The sequence below is a fragment of the Pseudomonas sp. ASL3 genome (assembly GCF_056680425.1).
The window spans coordinates 3,723,313-3,745,322 of the sequence record NZ_CM155281.1; the positions used below are offsets into that span (position 1 = coordinate 3,723,313).

The following is a 22,010-nucleotide window of genomic DNA, read 5'->3' on the forward strand; positions in this document are numbered from 1 at the left end:
TCCTCAACCGGACTCCCTCGGGAGCCCGCGAATCTCGCTAAACCTGCAAACCAGACACTAAACGGTCGAGTCTGTTAAACCGCCACAACGCGTACGCTGGCACCTTCGCCGACGCCCAGAGCTTCGGCTGCTTCCAGACTCAGGTTGACCGGTTTGCCCGGCACCCAGTCGAGCTCCAGCATGACGGCGCGGTAATCCTGCAACTGACCATTGGCGACCAGATACAGACGCCCGCCCTTGCCCATGTCACCCATTTTCACGGGCGCCACTCGGCTTTGGGCAATCGAACGAATCCCGGACACCCGCGCATGCAGGGTCGGACCGCCGTCGAAAATATCGATGTAGTGATCGGTCTCGAAGCCTTCGCGCATCAGGATGTCGAAGGTGATCTGCGCACGCGGATGAACCTGGCCCATGGCCTCTTGCGCGGCGTCGGGCAGCAACGGCACGTAGATCGGGTAATGCGGCATCAGTTCAGCGAGGAAGGTCCGGCTTTTCAGGCCGCACAGACGCTCGGCCTCGGCGTAGTTCAGGTCGAAGAAGTTACGCCCGATGGCATCCCAGAACGGCGAGTCGCCATTCTCATCGCTGTAGCCGACGATTTCCGTCACCACCGAATCGGCAAAACGCTCCGGGTGGCTGGCAACGAACAGCAGGCGTCCGCGAGAGTTGAGTTCCGACCAGTGGGTGCCCACCAGCTCTGGCACCACATAGAAGCTGGTCAGCAAGCTGTTGCCGGTCAAGTCGTGACACTGGGACAGCACATGAATCTTGTTATGGATCTTCAGTTCGCGCGAGGCGTGAACGAAGGTCTCATTACGGAAGCTGTAGAAGGGTTCGGAATAACCCGCCGAAGCGACAATTCCGGAACAGCCGACCAGACGTCCGCTTTCGCTGTCTTCGAGGACAAAGAAATAGCTCTCTTCGCCGTTGAAACTGACTTCGGCCGCGAACGACGCTTCCGAAGCCGCGATCTTGTCAGTCAAACGGCCAACATCATCCGGCAGTGAAGTGACACCAATCGGGCTATCCGCAGCCAGACGCTGTACCTCGCCCAGATCAGCCATTTGCGCGGGGCGCATCACCAGCATGGTGTCACTCCTTACCAAAAATACAGGCCGGCATCGGCCGACACAGAAAAAAAAAGCACCACGTGGCCTACAGCCCACCCAGTACAAGAAAAAAGCCCGGCGCCGGCCTTCATGGCCAACGCCGAGGGATACAGCTCTAGGTTTCAGAGGCTCATCAAGCCTGAGTCAACTTGGCGATGGCGCGTTCGAAACGGTTCAGCCCTTCTTCGATATCAGCCTCGGTCACGACCAGACTCGGCGCGAAACGCACCACGTCAGGACCGGCCTGCAGGATCATCACGCCTTCTTTTTCAGCGGCGTTGAAGATGTCTTTGGCCTTGCCCTTCCAGGCATCGCTGAGTACGCAACCGATCAGCAGACCCAGGCCACGCACCTGGGTGAATATGCCGTATTGCTCACCGATTTTTTCCAGACGCGTCTTGAACAGGTCGTGCCTGGCCTTCACGCCAGCCAATGTTTCCGGGGTATTGACGATATCGATCACCGCTTCAGCCACCGCACAGGCCAGCGGGTTACCGCCGTAAGTGGTGCCGTGGGTGCCGACGGTCAAGTGCTTGGCCAGCGCGTCGGTGGTCATCATTGCTGCGATCGGGAAACCGCCGCCCAGGCTCTTGGCGCTGGTGAGGATGTCCGGGATCACGCCGTAATGCATATAGGCAAACAGTTCGCCGGTACGGCCCATGCCGGTCTGCACTTCGTCGAAGACCAACAGTGCCTTGTGCTCGTCGCACAGTTGGCGAGCGCCTTGCAAGTAAGCCAGCTCGGCAGGGATGACGCCGCTCTCGCCTTGAACCGGCTCCAGCACCACGGCGCAGGTCTTGTCGGAAATCGCCGCTTTCAGCGCGTCCAGATCGTTGTACGGTACGTGAGTGATGCCGGTGATTTTCGGACCGAATCCATCGGAATACTTGGACTGGCCGCCTACGTTCACAGTGAACAGCGTGCGACCGTGGAAGCTGTTGATCGCGGCGATGATCTCGTATTTTTCCGGGCCATACAGGTCATGGGACACCCGACGCGCCAGCTTGAAAGCGGCTTCGTTGGCTTCGGCGCCAGAGTTACAGAAGAACGCACGGTCAGCGAAGGTAGCGTCGACCAACTTCCTCGCCAGACGCAGGGCCGGCTCGTTAGTGAAGACGTTGGATACGTGCCACAGCTTATTGGCTTGCTCGGTCAAGGCGCCGACCAGTGCCGGGTGGGCGTGGCCAAGCACATTCACGGCAATCCCGCCGGCAAAGTCGACCAGTTCGCGACCCGATTGATCCCAGACTCGGGAACCCGCACCACGTACAGGGATAAAACCTGCAGGGGCGTAGTTAGGGACCATTACCTGGTCGAAATCGGTGCGTTGCACCTGAGCATGCTCAACGGACATCGGAGTCTCCTGAAGAGGAACGCCTGCCTGAAACTGGCCAGCGATGGGAGGATTGTAAGGACTGATTTCGGTCCAGCCTTGCCGCCAAGCGACAACTTGTTACAGCGCCAAACCGTGTTTTTCCGCGGTTTTCGGCAATGCGACATATAGCGTCGGAAAAGAGCAGTTTAAACTTTTTATCGGCGTGCCTGACAGGCAGCTTTCGCCTGGCGCAAACTCTGCGGCGAACCTCAATTCATAGGAGCTGGCTTGCCTGCGATCAGCTTGATGCGGTGTGTCAGACACGCCGCCATCGGCGGGACGCGTAGTTGCAAGCCCGCTCCTACAGTTGATTTGGATCTGGGGGGGGCCTTTATGACGGCTTCAGCCGCGCTCGGAAGGCACTGACGACAATTCGAACGGGCTGCTGCTGCGGCGCTGGTTGCGGTCTTCGCGCGGCGTGGCGCCGAAGAAGTTGCGGTAGGCACTGGAGAAATGCGGCCCCGATGAAAATCCGCAGGACAAGCCGATCTGAATGATCGATTTACTGGTCTGCATCAGCATTTGCCGGGCCTTGTTCAGGCGCAGTTCCAGGTAATACTGGCTTGGCACTCGATTCAGGTATTGCTTGAAAATCCGCTCCAGTTGCCGACGCGACACGCAGACATGCTGGGCAATTTCGTCGGTGGTCAGCGGTTCTTCGATGTTCGCTTCCATCAGCAGTACAGCTTGAGTCAGCTTCGGATGGCTGGAGCCCAAACGGTTTTGCAACGGAATGCGCTGGCGCTCGCCGCCCTCGCGAATTCGCTCCACCACCAGCTCTTCCGACACCGCACCAGCCAGCTCGGCGCCATGATCACGGGCCAGCAACGCCAACAACAGATCAAGTACCGACAGGCCGCCGCACGCGGTCAGACGATCACGATCCCAATCAAACAGATGACTGGTGGCGATCACTTTCGGAAAACGCTCGGCAAAATCATCCTGCCAACGCCAGTGCACGGCCGCGCGATAACCGTCGAGCAGGCCGAGCTGGGCCAGTGGATAAACCCCCGCGGACAAACCACCGATCACACAACCGGCGCGCACCAACTGCTTGAGCGCACTGCTTAGCGACGAGGCCATTTGCGCGGGCGGCTCATCAGCCACCAGGAACAGCTTTTGGCAACCTTCCAGCCGCCCGACCCAGGGTTCGCCGGGCAACTGCCAGGCGCCTTCAGCTGGCGCTTCGGCGTGCAAGAACAGCAATTCGTAAACCACTTCTGGATGGACGCGCTGTGCAACACGCAAGGCTTCCTCGGCCAGCGCCAGAGTCAAGGCTTTGGTGCTGGGCCAAATAAGGAAACCAATTCGATGGGCAGTCATAGCGTGCAGTCCGAAACGTATCGCGGTTGTGGGTCGAGCATCAGTGTGCTCGATCTGTATCAGGTGAAACCAGGTCATGCATCAAGCGACGCGGAGCATGACCTGTTTTGGTGCGAAAGGCATCGTCAAAAACGCTTCGATTACTTCAAGCTGCCGGACAAGAACTGCTGAAGGCGTTCCGACTGCGGGTTGACCAACACTTCACGAGGATCGCCGCGCTCTTCGACCATGCCCTTGTGCAAGAAGATCAATTGGTTCGACACTTCACGAGCAAAGCCCATTTCGTGAGTGACCACCACCATGGTCCGCCCTTCCTGTGCCAGCGCCTGCATCACCTTGAGTACATCGCCGACCAGTTCCGGGTCAAGCGCCGAAGTCGGCTCATCGAATAGCATGACCTCCGGCTCCATCGCCAACGCGCGGGCAATCGCGACACGCTGCTGCTCGCCGCCGGACATGTGCCCAGGATAGGCGTCCTTGCGGTGCGACACGCCGACTTTGGCCAGGTAATGCTCGGCCTTTTCCAGCGCATCTTTTTTCGACATACCGAGCACATGGATTGGCGCTTCGATGATGTTTTCCATGGCCGTCATGTGCGACCAGAGATTGAAGTGCTGGAACACCATGGACAGGCGCGAACGCATGCGCTGCAGCTGTTTCGGGTCGGCGGCCTTCAGCCCGCCGTCCTTGTTTGCCACCAGCTTCAGCTCTTCGTTGTTCAGCAGGATTTTGCCTGCGTGGGGCTGTTCGAGTAGGTTGATGCAGCGCAAAAAGGTGCTTTTGCCTGAGCCGCTAGAGCCGATGATGCTGATCACATCCCCAGCCTTGGCCGTCAGGGACACGCCCTTGAGCACTTCATGACTGCCATAGCGTTTATGCAGGTCTTGGACTTCCAGTTTGTTCATGCTTTCGGTTCTCACAAAGCAGTCAGTCAAATGATCGGTGCGGTTCATGACTCAAGCCTTGCGCGGGGCGAGGTAGCCCAGCCAGCGGAGTTCGGCCATCTTGAACAGTCGCACCAGAATGAAGGTCAGGCACAGATAGAACACGCCAGCGGTGATATACGCCTCGAACGGCAGATAAAACTGGGCGTTGACCGTACGCGCTGCGCCGGTGATATCGATCAAGGTCACGATGGACGCCAGACTGGTGGTCTGCAGCATCATGATCACTTCGTTACTGTATTGCGGCAGCGCCCGGCGCAAGGCCGATGGCAGCAGAATCCGCCGGTACATTTTCGCCCGGGACATGCCCATGGCCTTGGCCGCTTCGATCTCGCCCGCCGGTGTCGCCTTGAGGCTACCGGCAATGATTTCGGCGGTGTAGGCGCTGGTGTTGATGGCGAACGCCAGGCAGGCGCAGAACGTCGCGCTGGACAGCCATGGCCAAAGGAAGCTCTCGCGCACCGCCTGGAACTGGGCCAGTCCGTAGTAGATCAAAAACAGCTGCACCAGCATCGGTGTGCCCCGGATCACGTAGGTGTACAGCCAGGCAGGCATATTGACCCAAGAGTTCTGCGACACGCGCATCAAGCCCAACGGCAAGGCGGCGAGCAGACCGAACAGCAGCGAGATGGCCAACAGCTTGAGGGTGATCAGCAGACCACCCGCGTACAGCGGCAAGCTTGCCCAAATGACGTTGTAGTCGAAGATCATAGATCAGCCGCCCTTACGCCTACGGAGTAGCGCTTATCAAGGTGACGCAGAGCGAGCAACGACACGCTGGTGATAACCAGATACATCGCAGCCACTGCAAGGAAGAAAGTGAATGGCTCGCGGGTGGCATCTGCCGCCTGCTTGGCCTTAAACATCATGTCTTGCAGACCGACCACGGAAATCAACGCGGTGGCCTTGGTCAATACCAGCCAGTTATTGGTAAACCCGGGGATCGCCAGGCGAATCATCTGCGGCACCAAAATCCGGAAGAACACTTTGAAACTGCTCATCCCGTACGCCATGCCGGCTTCAGCCTGGCCTTTGGGGATGGCCATGAACGCCCCGCGAAAGGTTTCCGACAGGTACGCACCGAAGATGAAACCCAGTGTGCCGATACCCGCCAGCAGCGGATTCAAATCAATGTAGTCGTCGTAGCCGACTACCGGTGCGACCCGATTGAGCAGGTCCTGACCGCCGTAGAAAATCAGCAGGATCAACACCAGATCGGGAATCCCGCGAATCACCGTGGAATACAGATCGCCCAGCCAGGCCAGCCAACGCACTGACGACATACGCAATGCCACACCAATCAACCCGAGGACGATAGCCAGGGCCATGGACAACAAGGCGAGCTGTAGCGTCAGCCATGCGCCATCGAGGATGACAGCCCCGTAGCCTTTCAACATGATTCAGGTCCTCAAGCGTGAGAATGAAAAATGGCGCAAATCAGACAGTCCAGAGACACTGCTGCTTGCGCCATTGCGGGCGTTACGCGGCGTATTTACTCGCCGTAGATATCGAAGTTGAAGTATTTGTCCTGGATCTGCTTGTACTTGCCGTTGGCACGAATGGCAACGATGGCAGCATTGATCTTGTCCAGATCTGCGCTATCGCCTTTGCGTACAGCGATACCAATGCCGTCGCCGAAGTATTTGGCATCGGTGAACGCCGGGCCTGCGAAGGCATACCCTTTGCCCGCGTCGGTGTTGAGGAAACCGTCCTGCAACAGGGTCGCGTCAGCCAGGGTGCCATCGAGACGACCAGCGGCGACGTCCAGGTAAATCTCGTTCTGCGAGCCATAAGGTTTGATTTCAGCGCCCAGCGGCTTCAGTACTTCTTGAGCGAAACGGTCGTGGATCGAACCGCGTTGCACACCGATCTTCTTGCCTTTGAGCTCAGCAAGACTGGCGCTGACGACCGTACCGTCTTTCATGACCAGACGTGCGGGGGTGTTGTAGTACTTGTTGCTGAAATCAACTGACTTCTTGCGATCGTCCGTGATGGACATCGAAGACAGGATGGCGTCGATCTTGCGTACTTTCAGTGCTGGGATCAGACCATCGAACTCCTGCTCGACCCATGTGCACTTGACCTTCATTTCATCACACAGCGCATTGCCGATGTCGTAGTCGAAACCAACGATGCTGCCGTCCGGTGCTTTGGAGGCGAATGGAGGGTAAGCAGCCTCGATACCAATTTTCATTGGCTTTTCATCGGCAAACGTCGGCTGCGCCAACACGGACAGCGCCAGGGCGCCGAGAAGCATGAGTTTCTTCATTATTAGGACTCCATCGGTATAGGCCGACAAATGGCAGAGTGAGCAACGGCCCAATATGCGAAGGGTAAACAAGGGTAGCGACGCCAGGCTGGTCGTGTCGGACCTTTCACACAAAAAAGCCACACGAGAAGTCTTTAGCGAGTGGTCGGCATTTTAACGAGAGGCCCGAAGTCGATATTTCTTCAATGCGACAACTAGTTACAGAAGCACCGAGAAAGCTGACCGGAAATATTGACAGCCCTTGCAGACTATGCAGAGCCAAAAGACATAAAACCTATCCATAAAGCAAATAACGGGCCCATTATTGGCAAAGGCCTCTATTCCGGCAAGCCTGGCGTGTCGGCATGTTTTTAGACGTTGAAAAAAAGTACCAAACCAAGAGAAAACGTTCCTCATGGCCCCGAAAGAAAAGCAGGCGGTTACACATTTGGTTACCAGACCGGGCCTCGGTAACAAAGGGAAGGTTCTCACGGCGAAGCCGATATATATCTCATTCTGACCAACCCTCTGTGGGAGCAGGCTTGCCTGCGAATGGCCTGACGCGGTGTGTCTGGTACGCCGCTTTCGCAGCGGGACGCGTAGTTGCAAGCCTGCCCACAGGTTTAAGGTAGATCCACATCACACGACATCACATACAAAAACGCCCCGCTCGGCATGCACCGGGCGGGGCGTGTGTCAGCCTGGGGTCAGGCGGCGTTCATGGTCTTGTGGGTATCGATCAGGTGTTGCACCACTCCCGGATCGGCCAGGGTTGAGATATCACCCAAGGCACCGTATTCGCCGGTGGCGATCTTGCGCAGGATACGACGCATGATTTTGCCCGAACGGGTTTTCGGCAGCCCCGGCGCCCACTGGATAACATCCGGCGAGGCGATCGGGCCGATTTCCTTGCGCACCCAGTTCCTCAATTCCAGACGCAGTGCTTCGCTCGGCTCTTCGCCACCGTTGAGGGTAACGTAGACATAAATGCCCTGGCCCTTGAGGTCATGAGGGACGCCGACCACAGCCGCTTCAGCGACTTTCGGGTGGGCGACCATGGCGCTTTCGATTTCAGCGGTGCCCATGCGGTGCCCGGAAACGTTAAGCACGTCATCCACACGCCCGGTGATCCAGTAGTAGCCATCTTCGTCACGGCGCGCGCCGTCGCCCGTGAAGTACATGCCACGGAAGGTCTTGAAATAGGTGTCGACGAAACGGTCGTGGTCGCCGAACAGCGTGCGAGCCTGACCCGGCCAGGAATCGAGAATCACCAGATTGCCTTCAGCAGCGCCTTCGATCAGGTTGCCCAGGTTATCCACAAGTGCTGGCACCACGCCGAAGAAAGGACGTGTCGCCGAACCGGGTTTGAGAGCGGTCGCGCCCGGCAATGGGCTGATCAGCACACCACCGGTTTCGGTTTGCCACCAGGTATCGACAATCGGGCAGCGCTCTTTGCCAACCGTTTTGTAGTACCAGTTCCAGGCTTCCGGATTGATCGGCTCGCCGACCGAACCCAGCAGACGCAGGCTCGAACCGTCTGCACCCTCTACAGCTTTCGTGCCTTCGGCCATCATGGCGCGAATCGCGGTCGGTGCGGTGTAGAGGATATTGACCTTGTGCTTGTCGATGATCTTCGACAAGCGGGTAATGTCCGGATAGTTAGGCACCCCTTCGAACAACAAGGTGGTAGCGCCGTTGGCCAGCGGACCATAGACGATGTAACTGTGACCGGTCACCCAGCCCACGTCCGCGGTGCACCAGTAGACTTCGCCCGGACGGTAGTCGAACACGCGCTCGTGAGTCATAGCGGCGTAAACCAGATAGCCGCCCGTGGTGTGCTGCACGCCCTTCGGCTTGCCGGTAGAGCCGGAGGTGTAAAGAATGAACAGCGCTTCTTCGGCGCCCATTTCTTTCGGTGCGCAATGGCTGGACGCGACCTTCATCAGGTCTTCGTACCAGATGTCGCGATGCTGGTGCCAGGCGATATCGCCGCCCGTGCGCTTGCAGACAATGATCTTCTGCACGCTGGCGGTTTCCGGGTTGGTCAGCGCAAGGTCGACGTTAGCCTTCAACGCTGTGCGCTTGCCACCACGCAGACCTTCGTCGGCGGTGATGATGATTTTCGATTTGCAATCGATGATCCGCCCGGCCAGCGCTTCGGGAGAGAAGCCACCGAACACCACCGAATGAATCGCGCCGATCCGGGTACAAGCCAACATGGCGACCACAGCTTCGGGGATCATCGGCATGTAGATAGTGACCACATCACCGCGGTGCACATCCTGGCCACGCAGGGCGTTGGCGAACTTGCAGACTTCTGCATGCAGCTCGCGGTAGGTGATGTTGCGATGCTCGGAAGGATCGTCCCCCTCCCAAATAATTGCGATCTGATCACCGCGCTCGGCCAGATGACGGTCCAGGCAGTTGTAGGAAACGTTCAACGTGCCGTCAGCGAACCATTTGATATCGACATGGTGATCGTCGAAGGAGGTCTGCTTGACCACGGTGAAGGGCTTGATCCAATCCAGACGCTGGGCTTGCTCGCGCCAGAAACCATCGGGGTTGACCACCGACTGCTGATACATGGCTTTGTAGGTCGCCTCATCGGTCAGCGTTGTGGCCGCAACCTCAGGACGAACGGGATATACGGAAGCCGCACTCATCTTTGTTACCTCGGTGGACAGTTGTTGTTTTATGGTCCAGTTGTATAGGTCCCACCCCGTTCAGACAATTCGACGATGGTCTTACCGGGTCAAAGGGGACCCAATACCATACGCCTTCAACCGCTCCCTGACAGCAGGTTCCGAGACTCGCGGCGATGAACACCGCTCAGGGCACTCACGACACCCTTTTGTTCCCTGCGATTGTTGCAGGTTTCATCAATAGTGTTTATCCGTTCTGTTCATATATAAAACCGCTAAAGCGGCCTAGAATCAACCTCGCCAACCGGCAAATGATTAACACGTAATCGCCCCCACAAAGGCCTGTTAATCCACTTGTAAACTTCGTGACACACCTGGCTTCACAAGAGCCAGGTTTCCCCTCACGACTGCAATAAGGAAGTGAGTCATGAAAGCTGCACTCTTGATATTGGCCATGAGTGGTTTTTGCGCCTCGGCCATAGCTGCTGAAACACCTGAAGCGGTAACAAACGCCAACCTACCGGTAGAGCAATACACTTACTCGATGCACCTGGATATCGCCAAAGTCATTTCGATGAGCACCATTCCCAACGTGTGTGAAGTGGTGCCTGCGCGCATGACTTACGAAGACTCCAAAGGAAAAGAGCATGTGCTTGAGTATCGCGTTTTGGGTAACGGTTGCATCGATGGCTGATCAGGCCGTCTCCGAAGCAAGCCAACGCCTCGTGGAGCCCTCCAGCGAGGCGTAACTTTTTTGAATTTCGCTATAGACGCTTGATTATTCAATCGAACACCTCAGCCCTTGTTCTTAATAGAACAACCCCCTCTTTCAGCGCATGTTCTTATACGCATTCATTCTTTAACCAATTCCACTATCGACCCGTTTTTTTCGAGACGTGCCGTTTAACATTTTTTCTGTTAACAACCTTTAAAGCATCCCCCTCGAAATGGACTCGGCGGGCGACAAAGCGTTCTGATCTTTCTCATTTTTGCCCACCTGATAATCGCGCAATTTGTTCGCAATCGTTGTATGCGAAACCCCCAACCGCTTACCTAATTGGCGACTGCTCGGGTGCTGCGAATAAAGCTGCTCCAGCACCGCCTTTTCGAATCGCCCGACAATCTCATCCAGCCCGCCCTCCAATGAAAAGTCGCCCAGCGGTTGGCGCACGCCGTAATCAGGCAGGCGAATATGTTCGGCTTTGACGATACCGCCCTCGCACAAGGAAACCGCCTGGAACAGCACGTTCTCCAGTTGCCGCACGTTGCCGGGCCAGTGGTAGTGGCTCAGACGCTCCATGGCGGCGGGGGCCAGTTTCGGTAAAGGGCAGCCAATCTGGCGACTGGCCTGGTCGAGGAAGTGATCCACCAGCGGCGGCAAGCCGTCCAGGCATTCGCGCAGTGGCGGGATATGCAGCGACAGCACGTTGAGCCGATGGTAAAGGTCCTGACGGAATTCGCCCTTGGCGCACAGTTCGGACAAATCGACCTGAGTGGCACAGATCACCCGCACATCCAGGTAAACCTCTTCGTCGCTGCCGACCCGACGGAAACAACCGTCCTGGAGAAAGCGCAGCAATTTCACCTGCAAGCGCGGGCTCATCTCGCCCACGCCATCGAGAAACAACGTGCCGCCTGCGGTCAGTTCAAGCAACCCAAGCTTGCCCTCGGCCCTCGCGCCTTCGAACGCACCAGGACCGTAGCCGAATAACTCGGTTTCAGCCATGGATTCCGGCAGCCCGGCGCAGTTGAGCGCCATCAACGGCGATTGCCCACGCGGGCTGGCCAGGTGGCAGGCGCGCGCCAGCAGCTCTTTGCCGGTGCCGGTCTCACCTTCGATCAGCAAGGGCGCGTCCAGCGGCGCCATGCGTCGGGCTTCACGAACCACGGCGGCCATGACTTTCGAGCTCTGGAAGATGCTGTCGAAGCCGCGCAATTCCTGTTTACGCACATGGTAGATACGCTCGCCAACCCGGTCTGCCCGATGCAAGGTCAATACAGCGCCTGCCATGGCTTCGCTGTCATCGTGTTCGGATTGCAACGGCGCGATATCGGCGAGAAACACATCACCCTTGACCTTGACCCGCAGCCCGTTGATCCGCGATTTGTTGGCGCGGACCAACTCCGGCAAGTCGAAATCTTCGGCGTAACGCGACAGCGGAATCCCTGGCACTTCATCGACACGCACGCCCAGCAGCTGCGCGGCCGCGCGGTTGGCCGCGACGATGGAACCGCCCATATCGATGGACAGCACCGGAAACTCCAGCGCCCCGAGTAGCGCGTTGAGCTCCATGTGCCGCCGCTCGCTAGGCATCAGCCCTACCCGCTTGACCCCAAACACCCCGGCAATCGCCTCGAACTTGGGACGCATGGTCTGAAACTGCAGATTGATCAGGTTCGGGCAATGCAGATAAATCGCGTTGCCATGCTCGCCCCCCACTTCACCGCGCGCCACGTTGATGCCGTATTCGACCAACAGATTAAGAATGTCGCGAAGGATGCCGATGCGGTTTTGGCAGTGCACTTTGATGCGCATGAACGGTTCGATCCTATTTGCCGGGCTGTTTTTTTGTGGTGTGCCTCAGTTAATCGTCACGATTATGTGACAGCCAGCGAACAAATCCCATCATCCCGGCTCAAGAATTACGGCGCTGCCGGCATTTCGTAAAGTTATCGTTACGAAATACGAGCTATTCTGTAGGAAACAGTCTATTCCACCTGCTGTCGAGACCGATCGTTTGAGTTATTTCTAGAGCCATAACCGCTCTAGATAAAAACAACGAATCCCACAGGAGAGCAGCATGTCGCATACGCAATACGTGGCTCGCGAGCCCGACGCGAACGGCTTTATCGACTACCCGCCTGCCGAGCATGCGGTGTGGAATACTCTGATCACCCGCCAATTGAAGGTGATCGAAGGCCGTGCCTGTCAGGAATACCTCGATGGCATCGAGCAGTTGGGTCTGCCCCATGACCGCATCCCGCAACTGGGCGAGGTCAACAAAGTGCTCGCGGCGGCCACTGGCTGGCAAGTCGCCCGCGTCCCGGCACTGATTCCCTTCCAGACCTTTTTCGAATTGCTGGCGAACAAACAGTTCCCGGTAGCGACCTTTATTCGCAGCGAAGAAGAGCTTGATTACCTGCAAGAGCCAGACATCTTTCACGAGATCTTCGGCCATTGCCCGTTGCTGACCAACCCGTGGTTTGCCGAATTCACCCACACCTACGGCAAGCTCGGCCTGAGCGCGACCAAGGAACAGCGGGTCTACCTGGCACGCCTGTATTGGATGACCATCGAGTTCGGCCTGGTGGACACGCCACAGGGCCGTCGGATCTACGGCGGCGGCATCCTCTCTTCTCCCAAAGAAACGGTTTACAGCCTGTCGTCCGCCCCTGAACATCAGGCGTTCGACCCGCTGGATGCGATGCGCACGCCGTATCGGATCGACATTCTGCAACCGCTGTATTTTGTCCTGCCGGACCTGAAACGGCTATTCGACCTGGCCCACGAAGACATCATGGGCATGGTCCAGCAAGGTATGCAGCTGGGCCTGCATGCACCCAAATTCCCACCGAAAACCAAAGCTGCCTGATCAGGAACCCTTTTATGAGCACTCTTAACCAAGCCCATTGCGAAGCCTGCCGCGCCGACGCCCCACACGTCAGCGATGAAGAATTGCCTGTTCTGATCAAGCAGATCCCGGACTGGAACATCGAAGTACGCGACAGCGCGATGCAGCTGGAAAAAGTCTTCCTGTTCAAGAATTTCAAGTTCGCGCTTGCGTTCACCAACGCTGTCGGCGAAATTGCCGAAGCCGAGGGCCATCACCCTGGCTTGCTCACCGAATGGGGCAAAGTGACCGTGACCTGGTGGAGCCACTCGATCAAAGGGCTGCACCGCAACGACTTCATTATGGCCGCGCGAACTGACGAAGTGGCCAAAGGCGCCGAGGGCCGCAAGTAATGCATTTCAACGACATCCAGCGAGTGCCTGGCGACCCGATTCTCGGGTTGATCGAGGCTTACGCGGTTGATCCGAACCCGAACAAATTCGACCTCGGCGTGGGCGTCTATAAAGACGCCTTGGGCCTGACGCCGATCCTGCGCTCGGTCAAGCTGGCCGAGCAGCGCCTGGTGGACAAGCAGACCACCAAAACCTACATCGGCGGTCATGGCCAGTCTCGCTTCGGCGCGCTGATCAGCGAGCTGGTGCTGGGCAAGGATTCGCCGTTGCTGGCAAGCCAGCGCGTCGGCGCGACCCAGGCCCCGGGCGGCACTGGCGCCTTGCGTTTGTGTGCTGACTTTATTGCTGACTGCCTGCCTGGGCGCGGCATCTGGCTGAGCGACCCGACCTGGCCGATCCATGAAACCATCTTTGCCGCAGCCGGGCTCAAGGTCAGTCACTACCCTTATGTGGGTAGCGATAACCGCCTGAATGTCGACGCCATGCTCGCCACCTTGAATCAGGTGCCCCATGGCGACGTCGTGCTGTTGCATGCCTGCTGCCATAACCCCACCGGCTTCGACTTGTCCAAGGATGATTGGCGGCATGTGTTGGACGTGGTGCGCAGCCGCAATCTGCTGCCATTGATCGATTTCGCGTATCAGGGTTTTGGCGACGGCCTGGAACAGGACGCCTGGGCAGTGCGGCTGTTCGCAGATGCATTGCCCGAGCTGCTGATCACCAGCTCCTGCTCGAAGAACTTCGGCCTCTACCGCGAACGCACTGGCGCCCTGCTGGTGTGCGCCAGCACTGCCGAGAAACTACTGGACGTGCGCAGCCAACTCTCCGCGACCGCGCGCAACCTGTGGTCGAATCCACCTGATCATGGTGCAGCCATCGTTGCCGAGATCCTCGGTGATCCCGAGCTGAAAAGCCTGTGGGTCGACGAAGTGGAAGAGATGCGCGGGCGCATTGCGCAACTGCGCGCCGGCTTGGTCGAGGCGTTGACACCGCTGGGTCTGGGTCAGCGTTTCGCCCATATCGGCGTGCAGCGCGGCATGTTCTCCTACACCGGCTTGAACGATGATCAAGTTGCGCGGCTGCGCCACGAACACAGCGTGTATCTGGTCAGCGCTGGCCGCGCCAACATCGCCGGTATCGACGCCTCGCGCCTCGACCTGCTGGCTCAGGCCATCGCCGCCGTTTGCTGAAACTGATCGCTTACTGCTTCGAGCATCGCGCCCTTAATGGGCGCGATAGCTTTCTGCTATCAGGGTTTTCCACCCATAGCAGGTTGTCGCTAAATGACCAATGGACGTTATAAAAAGTCTGTTTGCCATTTCCAGTGCTGTATCCTGCCCAAGCTTTTTTAAAGCACTGATCTTTCCAGCAACCTTCAATCAGATCTTGCGAGGAGCGACGACGATGCATGAAATCCCAAACTTCCCCTACCCAAGCCTGCATGAACCAGAGCAGACCACCACGGCCCAACAAGAGCGCGGCCAACAAGCCGAGTTGAAGGCCAGCACCAGCAAGCCCGAAGACAGACGTAGCGCCAAACGCCAAGACTGACGGCAACTATTCAGGCCGTATGCCAAACCAGTGTTCTGCGCCTGTTTCCATACGGTCTGTTATGCCCACTCAACGCCCCCTCCCCGGCTGCGCATTGCAGCGCGCACCTGAACAAAACAAGTGAAACTGCCATGACCGACCTCACCGACACCCAAGCCAGCGTCGTTATGGACACCACTGAGAAAATGATCGACATCTGGATCCGCCTCAGCCCGGAAAAACAGGCTGCATTGCTCAAGCGCTTCGGCACTCAGGAAAACGCGCTGGCAGCTCTTGTCACCACCCAACTGATCGCCCCCGCCAAAGACTGAACCTGTCCCGAGCCGCGTCCGCTTTACCCTTGAACCACCCCTCGATTGCCCCTGAAAAAAAGCCAGGAATATGAATTCCGACAGATGACATCGCCTGTTTTCCCGGACGAATTATTCTCTGTATTTACCGAGAGGGATGCTCGCAAGGGTTCACCATGGCAGGGACTGCCCCCAACTCCTACGGCCGTGTCGAGCGTTCAGCCGTCCTCTGCGCGAGGGCTGAATAATGTTCGATAAATGGGATTCTTACCTGAGAAACGCTCTGTTGGCCGAAGGCCTCAGACAAGCCTCGATCCATGACCTCAATGGCCAAGTGCTGGCTGCAACCCCTGAGTTCGCCATCACCCGCGAACAGGCGTTGTGCATCATCACCCACTTCAGACAAATCAAGACCGGCCCGCAAATCAGCCTCGGCATCGCCGATGAGCAATATCGGGTGCAGCGCTGTTATTCGACCTTTATCTACGGCCAGTGTGGGCGCAAGGGCTGTTTGATGGCCCTCACCCACGAGGCGCTGATCATCGCCATCCATGACGAAAAGATCCATTCGGCAGTCGCCGCGATCAAAGTTGCTCAGTTGATCGAGCGCACAACGGCAACGCCCGTAAGGAGCAACTCCTTAGCTGACCGGAACGACAGAAAATAACGCCTCACTTTTCAGTAGCAGCACGTCATAGAGCGTTTATTGCAGAGTTTTTTCATCACGCCCCACAGCATTGCTTCAACCGCCGCTATCATAGGCAGCCTTGAGCGCGCCTCAAGCTGAAACGTCTCTTGCAAAACACCTTGCGCATCACCCAATCCTGCCGCAACCGTGGACTTTTACCCATGCCAGACACCCAGCGCGACGACTTGCAACGACCTATGACGGTCACGCTGCAGGTCGTTTCTATCGTCCTGTTCACCTTTATCGGTTACCTGAACATCGGCATTCCGCTGGCCGTCTTGCCTGGCTACGTGCACAGCGACCTGGGATTTGGCGCCGTAGCCGCCGGCCTGGTGATCAGTGTGCAATACCTGGCCACCCTGCTCAGCCGTCCTTATTCGAGCCGCATTATCGATAACCGCGGCAGTAAAAAAGCCGTGTTGTACGGTTTGGCCGGTTGCGGACTCAGTGGCGTGTTCATGCTGATTTCGGCCTGGCTGCAAAGCCTGCCGATGCTTAGCCTGATTTGCCTGTTCGTCGGTCGACTGGTGTTGGGCAGCGCGGAAAGTCTGGTGGGGTCCGGCTCGATTGGCTGGGGGATCGGCCGGGTCGGCGCGCAAAACACCGCCAAAGTCATTTCCTGGAACGGCATCGCCAGTTATGGCGCACTGGCGATTGGCGCACCGCTGGGCGTGTTGCTGGTGCATCAGTTCGGTTTATGGAGCATGGGGGTAAGCATCATATTGCTGGCCGGCCTGGGTCTGGCGCTGGCCTGGCCCAAGCAGGCCGCGCCGATTGTCCATGGCGAGCGCCTGCCTTTTCTGCACGTGCTGGGCCGAGTGCTGCCGCACGGTACGGGACTGGCACTGGGCTCGATTGGTTTTGGCACCATCGCCACCTTCATCACCCTGTATTACGCCAGCCACAGCTGGTCGAACGCGGTGCTGTGCCTGAGCCTGTTCGGCGCCTGTTTTATCGGTGCACGCTTGCTGTTCGGCAACTTGATCAACCGTCTGGGCGGCTTTCGGGTGGCGATTGCCTGCCTGTCGGTGGAAAGCCTGGGCTTGCTGCTGTTATGGCTCGCACCCACCCCGGCCTTGGCTCTGGCGGGGGCCGCGCTCACCGGTTTCGGCTTCTCGCTGGTGTTCCCGGCGCTGGGTGTCGAGGCGGTGAATCTGGTGCCAGCCTCCAATCGTGGAGCAGCAGTGGGCGCGTATTCGCTGTTCATCGACCTGTCCCTTGGCATCACCGGGCCGGTCGCTGGCGCGATTGCTGCCGGCTTCGGCTTTGCCTCGATCTTCCTGTTCGCCGCCCTGGCGGCCATGACAGGGTTGGTGCTCAGCGTTTATCTGTACCGACAGGCCAGGCATATGCACGCACAGAGGACATGACATCGCTGTTCGCAGGCAAGCCTGCTCCCACAGTCTGACTAGAAATCCACCTTCCCGCGCCCGGCCTTGATGCTGCCGCGCTGGCTTTTGCTTTCCAGGCGACGCTTCTTCGAGCCCAGGGTCGGCTTGGTCGGGCGTCGTTTCTTTTCGACCTTGGCCGCGTTGATGATCAGTTCGCTCAGGCGTTCCAGCGCATCGGCACGGTTCTGTTCCTGAGTGCGATATTGCTGGGCCTTGATCACGATCACGCCGTCGCTGGTAATACGGCTGTCACGCAGCGCCAGCAAACGCTCCTTGTAGAACGGCGGCAAAGACGAGGCATTGATGTCGAAGCGCAGGTGCACCGCACTCGAGACCTTGTTGACGTTCTGCCCTCCGGCACCCTGGGCGCGGATGGCGGTCAACTCGATCTCGGCATCGGGCAGATGCACATTATTGGAAATCACCAGCATAAAAGCACTACACACAATCGAAGGCGCTCAGGATAACCGCTGAGGCTCGCCTTTGCTTGCCGCACAAAAAACCCGGCCTTATTTGTCCGGCTTTTCTTTGCCTGTTCCACGGGCTCAAATCGCCCAACAGCCCATTAACCAACTTGCCAAAATAAACCAAGTAGGTTAGTTTCGATCCATGGAGAAAAAAACACCTCACTGCAAGCTACCCCTTGTCAAAGCCTTGATCGAAGCCGGCAAGGTACGGTCAACCGGATCAGCGCTGGCTGGCGGAGCGGCGCTCGGCTTCGACTTTGAAGGCATTGTCGGCGTTGTCATGGCACTGGCCCCGGCAGACTTCTACAAGAGCATGACCACGCACGCCGACCATAAGATTTGGCAGGACGTGTACCGGCACACCAGCGTTGCCGGAGAGGTCTACCTAAAACTCACGGTCATTGATGATGTACTCATCGTGTCCTTCAAGGAGTTATGAACATGAAATGTCCATCGTGTGCAGCGGCTGAACTGGTGCATGACACCCGCGATATGCCATACACCTACAAAAATGAATCGACAGTGATTCCGTCCGTCACCGGCGACTATTGCCCGGCCTGCGGCGAGACCGTTCTTGATGTCGTCGAATCGACCCGAGTCAGCACGGCGATGCTGGCGTTCAACAAGCAGATAAACGCCTCCATTGTCGATCCGGGCTTTATCACCACGGTCCGTAAAAAACTCGCGCTCGACCAGCGTGAGGCGGCGGAGATTTTCGGCGGTGGCGTCAATGCGTTCTCGCGGTACGAGAATGGCAAGACCAAGCCGCCATTGGCGCTGGTGAAGCTGCTCAAGGTGCTTGATCGTCACCCCGAGTTGTTGAGCGAAGTCAGGATGGCATAAGCGCTTTTACCCGGTTGATACATCCCCCCAACCGGGTTTTGCTTGCCGCACAAAAAACCCGGCCTTGGTGAGGGCCGGGTTTTTCGTCACGCCACAGCCTTTATTTCAAGACCGAACTCGCCTGCCCCAGGTTGGCGGCAGCGCTGCGTTTGTTTTTCACGTTGTAGAAGACCCACATCACCAGCAACCAGACCGGAATCGCGTAGACCGACACCTGAATGCCCGGAATCAGCAACATGATGCCAAGGATAAACACCACAAAGGCCAGGCACAGATAGTTGCCGTACGGATACCACAGCGCCTTGAACAGTGGCGTCTGCTTCGTACGTAGCATGTGCTGACGGAATTTCAGGTGCGAGTAACTGATCATCGCCCAGTTGATCACCAGCGTGGCCACGACCAGCGACATCAGCAGTTCCAGCGCATTTTGCGGAACCAGGTAGTTGAGCACCACAGCAACGAAGGTCACCAGTGCCGAGACCGCGATCGCCCGAACCGGCACACCACGTTTATCAACCTGCGCCAGCGATTTGGGTGCATCGCCCTGCTCGGCCATGCCGACCAGCATGCGGCTGTTGCAGTAGGTGCCGCTGTTGTACACCGACAACGCTGCGGTCAGGACCACGAAGTTGAGGATGTGCGCCGCGGTGTTGCTGCCCAGCATTGAGAACACTTGCACGAAAGGGCTGCCGCTGTAGGCATCGCCGGACGCATTAAGGCTGGTGAGCAGGCTGTCCCATGGGGTCAACGACAACAGCACCACCAAAGCGCCGATGTAGAAAATCAGGATCCGGTAGATCACCTGATTGATCGCCTTGGGGATCACGGTTTTTGGCTGGTCGGCTTCGGCCGCAGTGAAACCGAGCATTTCCAGACCGCCGAAGGAAAACATGATGATCGCCAATGCCATCACCAGACCTTTGACGCCATTGGGGAAGAAGCCACCGTGTTCCCACAGGTTGCTGACCGCCGCTTGCGGGCCGCCATGGCCGCTGACCAGCAGGTAGCTACCCAGGGCGATCATGCCGACAATCGCCACCACCTTGATAATCGCGAACCAGAATTCCGCCTCACCGAACACTTTGACGTTGGCCAGGTTGATCGCATTGATCATCACGAAGAACACGGCTGCCGATGCCCAGGTCGGGATCTCCGGCCACCAGTAGTGCACGTATTTGCCGACGGCCGTCAGCTCCGACATCCCCACCAGGATGTACAGCACCCAGCAGTTCCAACCGGAAAGGAAGCCCGCAAAGCCGCCCCAGTATTTGTGAGCGAAGTGGCTGAAGGAACCGGCCACCGGCTCTTCGACGATCATTTCGCCGAGCTGGCGCATGATCATGAAGGCGATGAAACCGCAAATGGCGTAGCCGAGAATCATCGACGGGCCAGCAGATTTAAGCACGCCTGCCGAACCCAGGAACAAGCCTGTGCCAATGGCGCCACCCAGCGCGATCAGCTGGATATGACGATTTTTCAGGCCGCGTTTCAGCTCGCCCGAATGCGAGTTTTGTCCACTCATAGGAAAGGTCACCTGGTTATTCTTATCTGTGACGAAATCGAACCCGTTGCGCTCGTGACGCAACGGAGCTTAACAAGGCGTATGGCCCTGAGTTTGTTGGGTCCCCACCTGTGCACCGGTAGAACCAGGCAAGGCGCGATACCGCAGGAATGCGCGGGTACGCAGTTGAGCCACAGTTAAAACGCCGCGCATTGTACACCTGTGAGCCCGACCGGGCTCGCTGCAAACCTGTGCGTTCGGTCAGCTGCGTCGGTCAATCAATCGGCTGACAGCACGCCACGCTTGATCTGGTCTTCCTCGATGGATTCGAATAAGGCTTTGAAATTGCCCTCACCGAAACCTTGATTACCTTTGCGCTGGATGATTTCGAAGAAAATCGGACCAATCACTGTGTGAGTGAAAATCTGCAGCAGAATGCCGTCTTCGGTCGGCGATCCGTCGATCAGAATCTTCAGCTCTTGCAGGACTGCGGTGGGCTCACCATGGCCGGCAACCCGTTGATCGACCTTGGCGTAATAGGTATCGGGCGTCGACAAGAAGTCCACGCCGTTGGCCCGTAACTGGCGCACGGTGGCGTAGATGTCGTCGCTGGCCAGGGCAATATGCTGGATGCCTTCGCCATGGTATTCACGGATGAATTCTTCGATCTGCGATTTATCGTCGGCCGATTCATTGATCGGAATCCGAATCTTGCCACAAGGGGCGGTCATGGCCCTGGACACCAGCCCGGTGAGTTTGCCTTCGATATCGAAGTACCGGATTTCGCGGAAGTTGGCGATACGCTCATAGAAACCCGACCAGACATCCATCTGGCCGCGCTGAACGTTGTGCGTCAGGTGATCGATAAAACGCAAGCCGACGGCGTTGTCGGTGGCCGAACGACCTTCGATGAACTCGAAGTCCACGTCGTAGATACTCTTGTCGCCATAGCGATCGACCAGATACAGCAACGAGCCGCCGATACCCTCGACGCAGGGGATATTCAGCTCACCGAAGTTGGCGTGGCTGCCCACCAGTTTCGCGCCCTGGGACTCGACGTAGGCGGCGGCCTGACTGGCATTTTTGACCCTAAACGCCATGGCACAGGCGCTTGGCCCGTGCTTGAGACCGAACTCGTGCACATGGCCGACAGGGCTGCCATTGAGGACGAAATTGATGTCGTTCTGCTGGAACAGAAAGACTTCTTTGCTGCGGTGCTTGGCGGTTTCGGTAAACCCCATGGCGACGAACAATTCGCGCAGTTGCTGAATACCCTCGGCTGTCGGCGCGGTGTATTCAACGAACTCGAAACCATCAGTTCCAATCGGGTTGTGCTGCTCTATTTTTATCACGGCGTTCATTGCGCCTCCTTTGTTATGGGTACAGCGATTGGGTGCATCACACCCTTCCCGGTCGGGCGGAACAAGCTGCTGCTTCGGGCAAAACCTCGTCCGACACGACGCACCCGGCAGCTTTTCCTTACACTCCTGCACGCAGCTCTATTCCCGAGGTTTTCCGCGTCGAATATGTAACGTTTTATTTACGAGGCGGATCATAAAGTTTCCATCGCAAGTCGGTGGTGTCGAGGGTGAGTCAACGGCTGAAGTCGTTTTCTGCCGCCCATAAAAAAAGCGCCAACCTCTCGGTTGGCGCTTTTTTAGTGTCCGCTAG

22 protein-coding genes are annotated in these 22,010 nt (G+C 57.6%); 10 read left to right on the forward strand and 12 right to left on the reverse strand.

Annotation, left to right across the window (positions count from 1 at the left end; translation table 11 throughout):
• Nucleotides 1-74: 74 nt before the first annotated feature.
• From aruF to acs, 8 genes are all read right to left on the reverse strand, one after another.
• Entirely contained in the window at nt 75-1,091 is a 1,017-nt protein-coding gene (aruF, locus tag AC1MEE_RS17235) for an arginine/ornithine succinyltransferase subunit alpha (protein ID WP_480410805.1), read from the reverse strand.
• A 154-nt stretch (nt 1,092-1,245) separates the two neighbouring features.
• Nucleotides 1,246-2,466: an aspartate aminotransferase family protein gene (locus AC1MEE_RS17240; protein WP_480410806.1), complete on the reverse strand. Its 1,221-nt coding sequence runs from the start codon at nt 2,464-2,466 to the stop codon at nt 1,246-1,248.
• Between the two features lie 363 nt (nt 2,467-2,829).
• Complete coding sequence (argR, locus tag AC1MEE_RS17245) at nt 2,830-3,810, reverse strand: transcriptional regulator ArgR (protein ID WP_480410807.1); 981 nt, start codon at nt 3,808-3,810, stop codon at nt 2,830-2,832.
• Nucleotides 3,811-3,950: 140 nt separating this feature from the next.
• Nucleotides 3,951-4,715 (reverse strand): ABC transporter ATP-binding protein, encoded by a 765-nt coding sequence (locus tag AC1MEE_RS17250; RefSeq protein WP_480416258.1) that lies wholly within the window; start codon nt 4,713-4,715, stop codon nt 3,951-3,953.
• Between the two features lie 51 nt (nt 4,716-4,766).
• Complete coding sequence (locus tag AC1MEE_RS17255) at nt 4,767-5,465, reverse strand: ABC transporter permease (RefSeq protein WP_480410808.1); 699 nt, start codon at nt 5,463-5,465, stop codon at nt 4,767-4,769.
• Nucleotides 5,462-6,151: an ABC transporter permease gene (locus tag AC1MEE_RS17260; protein WP_480410809.1), complete on the reverse strand. Its 690-nt coding sequence runs from the start codon at nt 6,149-6,151 to the stop codon at nt 5,462-5,464. The genes AC1MEE_RS17255 and AC1MEE_RS17260 overlap by 4 nt, the downstream gene beginning before the upstream one ends.
• 95 nt (nt 6,152-6,246) lie before the next feature.
• Nucleotides 6,247-7,023, reverse strand: a complete 777-nt coding sequence (locus tag AC1MEE_RS17265; RefSeq protein ID WP_480410810.1) for an ABC transporter substrate-binding protein — start codon at nt 7,021-7,023, stop codon at nt 6,247-6,249.
• A 686-nt stretch (nt 7,024-7,709) separates the two neighbouring features.
• On the reverse strand, nt 7,710-9,665 hold the full coding sequence (gene acs, locus AC1MEE_RS17270; protein ID WP_480410811.1) for an acetate--CoA ligase: 1,956 nt from the start codon (nt 9,663-9,665) through the stop codon (nt 7,710-7,712).
• 406 nt (nt 9,666-10,071) lie between these two features.
• Between acs and AC1MEE_RS17275 the strand changes: the two genes are divergently transcribed.
• Nucleotides 10,072-10,338: a DUF2790 domain-containing protein gene (locus tag AC1MEE_RS17275; RefSeq protein WP_480410812.1), complete on the forward strand. Its 267-nt coding sequence runs from the start codon at nt 10,072-10,074 to the stop codon at nt 10,336-10,338.
• Between the two features lie 234 nt (nt 10,339-10,572).
• On the opposite strand, the gene AC1MEE_RS17280 is transcribed toward AC1MEE_RS17275, so the two are convergent.
• Complete coding sequence (locus tag AC1MEE_RS17280; protein ID WP_480410813.1) at nt 10,573-12,180, reverse strand: sigma-54-dependent transcriptional regulator; 1,608 nt, start codon at nt 12,178-12,180, stop codon at nt 10,573-10,575.
• Between the two features lie 265 nt (nt 12,181-12,445).
• Here AC1MEE_RS17280 and phhA point away from each other — a divergent pair, with 265 nt between their 5' ends.
• From phhA to AC1MEE_RS17315, 7 genes are all read left to right on the forward strand, one after another.
• The gene (phhA, locus tag AC1MEE_RS17285) at nt 12,446-13,237 is read left to right on the forward strand and encodes a phenylalanine 4-monooxygenase (RefSeq protein WP_480410814.1); all 792 of its coding nucleotides are present in this window, start codon (nt 12,446-12,448) and stop codon (nt 13,235-13,237) included.
• Between the two features lie 14 nt (nt 13,238-13,251).
• The gene (locus AC1MEE_RS17290; protein WP_480410815.1) at nt 13,252-13,608 is read left to right on the forward strand and encodes a 4a-hydroxytetrahydrobiopterin dehydratase; all 357 of its coding nucleotides are present in this window, start codon (nt 13,252-13,254) and stop codon (nt 13,606-13,608) included.
• Nucleotides 13,608-14,798, forward strand: coding sequence for an amino acid aminotransferase (locus tag AC1MEE_RS17295; protein ID WP_480410816.1), 1,191 nt, complete (start codon nt 13,608-13,610; stop codon nt 14,796-14,798). The genes AC1MEE_RS17290 and AC1MEE_RS17295 overlap by 1 nt, the downstream gene beginning before the upstream one ends.
• 214 nt (nt 14,799-15,012) lie before the next feature.
• Nucleotides 15,013-15,159, forward strand: a complete 147-nt coding sequence (locus tag AC1MEE_RS17300) for a hypothetical protein (protein WP_480410817.1) — start codon at nt 15,013-15,015, stop codon at nt 15,157-15,159.
• A 131-nt stretch (nt 15,160-15,290) separates the two neighbouring features.
• Nucleotides 15,291-15,470 carry a hypothetical protein gene (locus AC1MEE_RS17305; RefSeq protein WP_480410818.1) on the forward strand — a complete coding sequence of 60 codons (180 nt, stop codon included), beginning with the start codon at nt 15,291-15,293 and terminating at the stop codon, nt 15,468-15,470.
• Between the two features lie 226 nt (nt 15,471-15,696).
• Nucleotides 15,697-16,116, forward strand: a complete 420-nt coding sequence (locus tag AC1MEE_RS17310) for a profilin (RefSeq protein ID WP_480410819.1) — start codon at nt 15,697-15,699, stop codon at nt 16,114-16,116.
• Between the two features lie 182 nt (nt 16,117-16,298).
• Nucleotides 16,299-17,507 (forward strand): MFS transporter, encoded by a 1,209-nt coding sequence (locus AC1MEE_RS17315; protein WP_480410820.1) that lies wholly within the window; start codon nt 16,299-16,301, stop codon nt 17,505-17,507.
• 38 nt (nt 17,508-17,545) lie between these two features.
• Here the strand turns inward: AC1MEE_RS17315 and arfB are convergent, their stop codons facing one another.
• Nucleotides 17,546-17,959, reverse strand: coding sequence for an alternative ribosome rescue aminoacyl-tRNA hydrolase ArfB (gene arfB / locus AC1MEE_RS17320; RefSeq protein ID WP_480410821.1), 414 nt, complete (start codon nt 17,957-17,959; stop codon nt 17,546-17,548).
• Between the two features lie 178 nt (nt 17,960-18,137).
• Here arfB and AC1MEE_RS17325 point away from each other — a divergent pair, with 178 nt between their 5' ends.
• Nucleotides 18,138-18,434, forward strand: coding sequence for a type II toxin-antitoxin system MqsR family toxin (locus tag AC1MEE_RS17325; RefSeq protein WP_480410822.1), 297 nt, complete (start codon nt 18,138-18,140; stop codon nt 18,432-18,434).
• A 2-nt stretch (nt 18,435-18,436) separates the two neighbouring features.
• Nucleotides 18,437-18,838 (forward strand): type II toxin-antitoxin system MqsA family antitoxin, encoded by a 402-nt coding sequence (locus tag AC1MEE_RS17330; RefSeq protein WP_480410823.1) that lies wholly within the window; start codon nt 18,437-18,439, stop codon nt 18,836-18,838.
• A gap of 100 nt (nt 18,839-18,938) precedes the next feature.
• On the opposite strand, the gene AC1MEE_RS17335 is transcribed toward AC1MEE_RS17330, so the two are convergent.
• Together AC1MEE_RS17335 and hppD are read right to left on the reverse strand one after the other, a co-directional pair.
• Nucleotides 18,939-20,360 carry an amino acid permease gene (locus AC1MEE_RS17335; RefSeq protein ID WP_480410824.1) on the reverse strand — a complete coding sequence of 474 codons (1,422 nt, stop codon included), beginning with the start codon at nt 20,358-20,360 and terminating at the stop codon, nt 18,939-18,941.
• Nucleotides 20,361-20,617: 257 nt separating this feature from the next.
• Nucleotides 20,618-21,700, reverse strand: coding sequence for a 4-hydroxyphenylpyruvate dioxygenase (gene hppD, locus AC1MEE_RS17340; protein ID WP_480410825.1), 1,083 nt, complete (start codon nt 21,698-21,700; stop codon nt 20,618-20,620).
• Nucleotides 21,701-22,010 lie beyond the last annotated feature (310 nt).

Coding starts and splice junctions, on each gene's coding strand:
- aruF (WP_480410805.1), bottom strand. CDS start 1,091: ATGCTGGTGATGCGCCCCGCGCAAATGGCTGATCTGGGCGAGGTACAG.
- AC1MEE_RS17240 (WP_480410806.1), bottom strand. CDS start 2,466: ATGTCCGTTGAGCATGCTCAGGTGCAACGCACCGATTTCGACCAGGTA.
- argR (WP_480410807.1), bottom strand. CDS start 3,810: ATGACTGCCCATCGAATTGGTTTCCTTATTTGGCCCAGCACCAAAGCC.
- AC1MEE_RS17250 (WP_480416258.1), bottom strand. CDS start 4,715: ATGAACAAACTGGAAGTCCAAGACCTGCATAAACGCTATGGCAGTCAT.
- AC1MEE_RS17255 (WP_480410808.1), bottom strand. CDS start 5,465: ATGATCTTCGACTACAACGTCATTTGGGCAAGCTTGCCGCTGTACGCG.
- AC1MEE_RS17260 (WP_480410809.1), bottom strand. CDS start 6,151: ATGTTGAAAGGCTACGGGGCTGTCATCCTCGATGGCGCATGGCTGACG.
- AC1MEE_RS17265 (WP_480410810.1), bottom strand. CDS start 7,023: ATGAAGAAACTCATGCTTCTCGGCGCCCTGGCGCTGTCCGTGTTGGCG.
- acs (WP_480410811.1), bottom strand. CDS start 9,665: ATGAGTGCGGCTTCCGTATATCCCGTTCGTCCTGAGGTTGCGGCCACA.
- AC1MEE_RS17275 (WP_480410812.1), top strand. CDS start 10,072: ATGAAAGCTGCACTCTTGATATTGGCCATGAGTGGTTTTTGCGCCTCG.
- AC1MEE_RS17280 (WP_480410813.1), bottom strand. CDS start 12,180: ATGCGCATCAAAGTGCACTGCCAAAACCGCATCGGCATCCTTCGCGAC.
- phhA (WP_480410814.1), top strand. CDS start 12,446: ATGTCGCATACGCAATACGTGGCTCGCGAGCCCGACGCGAACGGCTTT.
- AC1MEE_RS17290 (WP_480410815.1), top strand. CDS start 13,252: ATGAGCACTCTTAACCAAGCCCATTGCGAAGCCTGCCGCGCCGACGCC.
- AC1MEE_RS17295 (WP_480410816.1), top strand. CDS start 13,608: ATGCATTTCAACGACATCCAGCGAGTGCCTGGCGACCCGATTCTCGGG.
- AC1MEE_RS17300 (WP_480410817.1), top strand. CDS start 15,013: ATGCATGAAATCCCAAACTTCCCCTACCCAAGCCTGCATGAACCAGAG.
- AC1MEE_RS17305 (WP_480410818.1), top strand. CDS start 15,291: ATGACCGACCTCACCGACACCCAAGCCAGCGTCGTTATGGACACCACT.
- AC1MEE_RS17310 (WP_480410819.1), top strand. CDS start 15,697: ATGTTCGATAAATGGGATTCTTACCTGAGAAACGCTCTGTTGGCCGAA.
- AC1MEE_RS17315 (WP_480410820.1), top strand. CDS start 16,299: ATGCCAGACACCCAGCGCGACGACTTGCAACGACCTATGACGGTCACG.
- arfB (WP_480410821.1), bottom strand. CDS start 17,959: ATGCTGGTGATTTCCAATAATGTGCATCTGCCCGATGCCGAGATCGAG.
- AC1MEE_RS17325 (WP_480410822.1), top strand. CDS start 18,138: ATGGAGAAAAAAACACCTCACTGCAAGCTACCCCTTGTCAAAGCCTTG.
- AC1MEE_RS17330 (WP_480410823.1), top strand. CDS start 18,437: ATGAAATGTCCATCGTGTGCAGCGGCTGAACTGGTGCATGACACCCGC.
- AC1MEE_RS17335 (WP_480410824.1), bottom strand. CDS start 20,360: ATGAGTGGACAAAACTCGCATTCGGGCGAGCTGAAACGCGGCCTGAAA.
- hppD (WP_480410825.1), bottom strand. CDS start 21,700: ATGAACGCCGTGATAAAAATAGAGCAGCACAACCCGATTGGAACTGAT.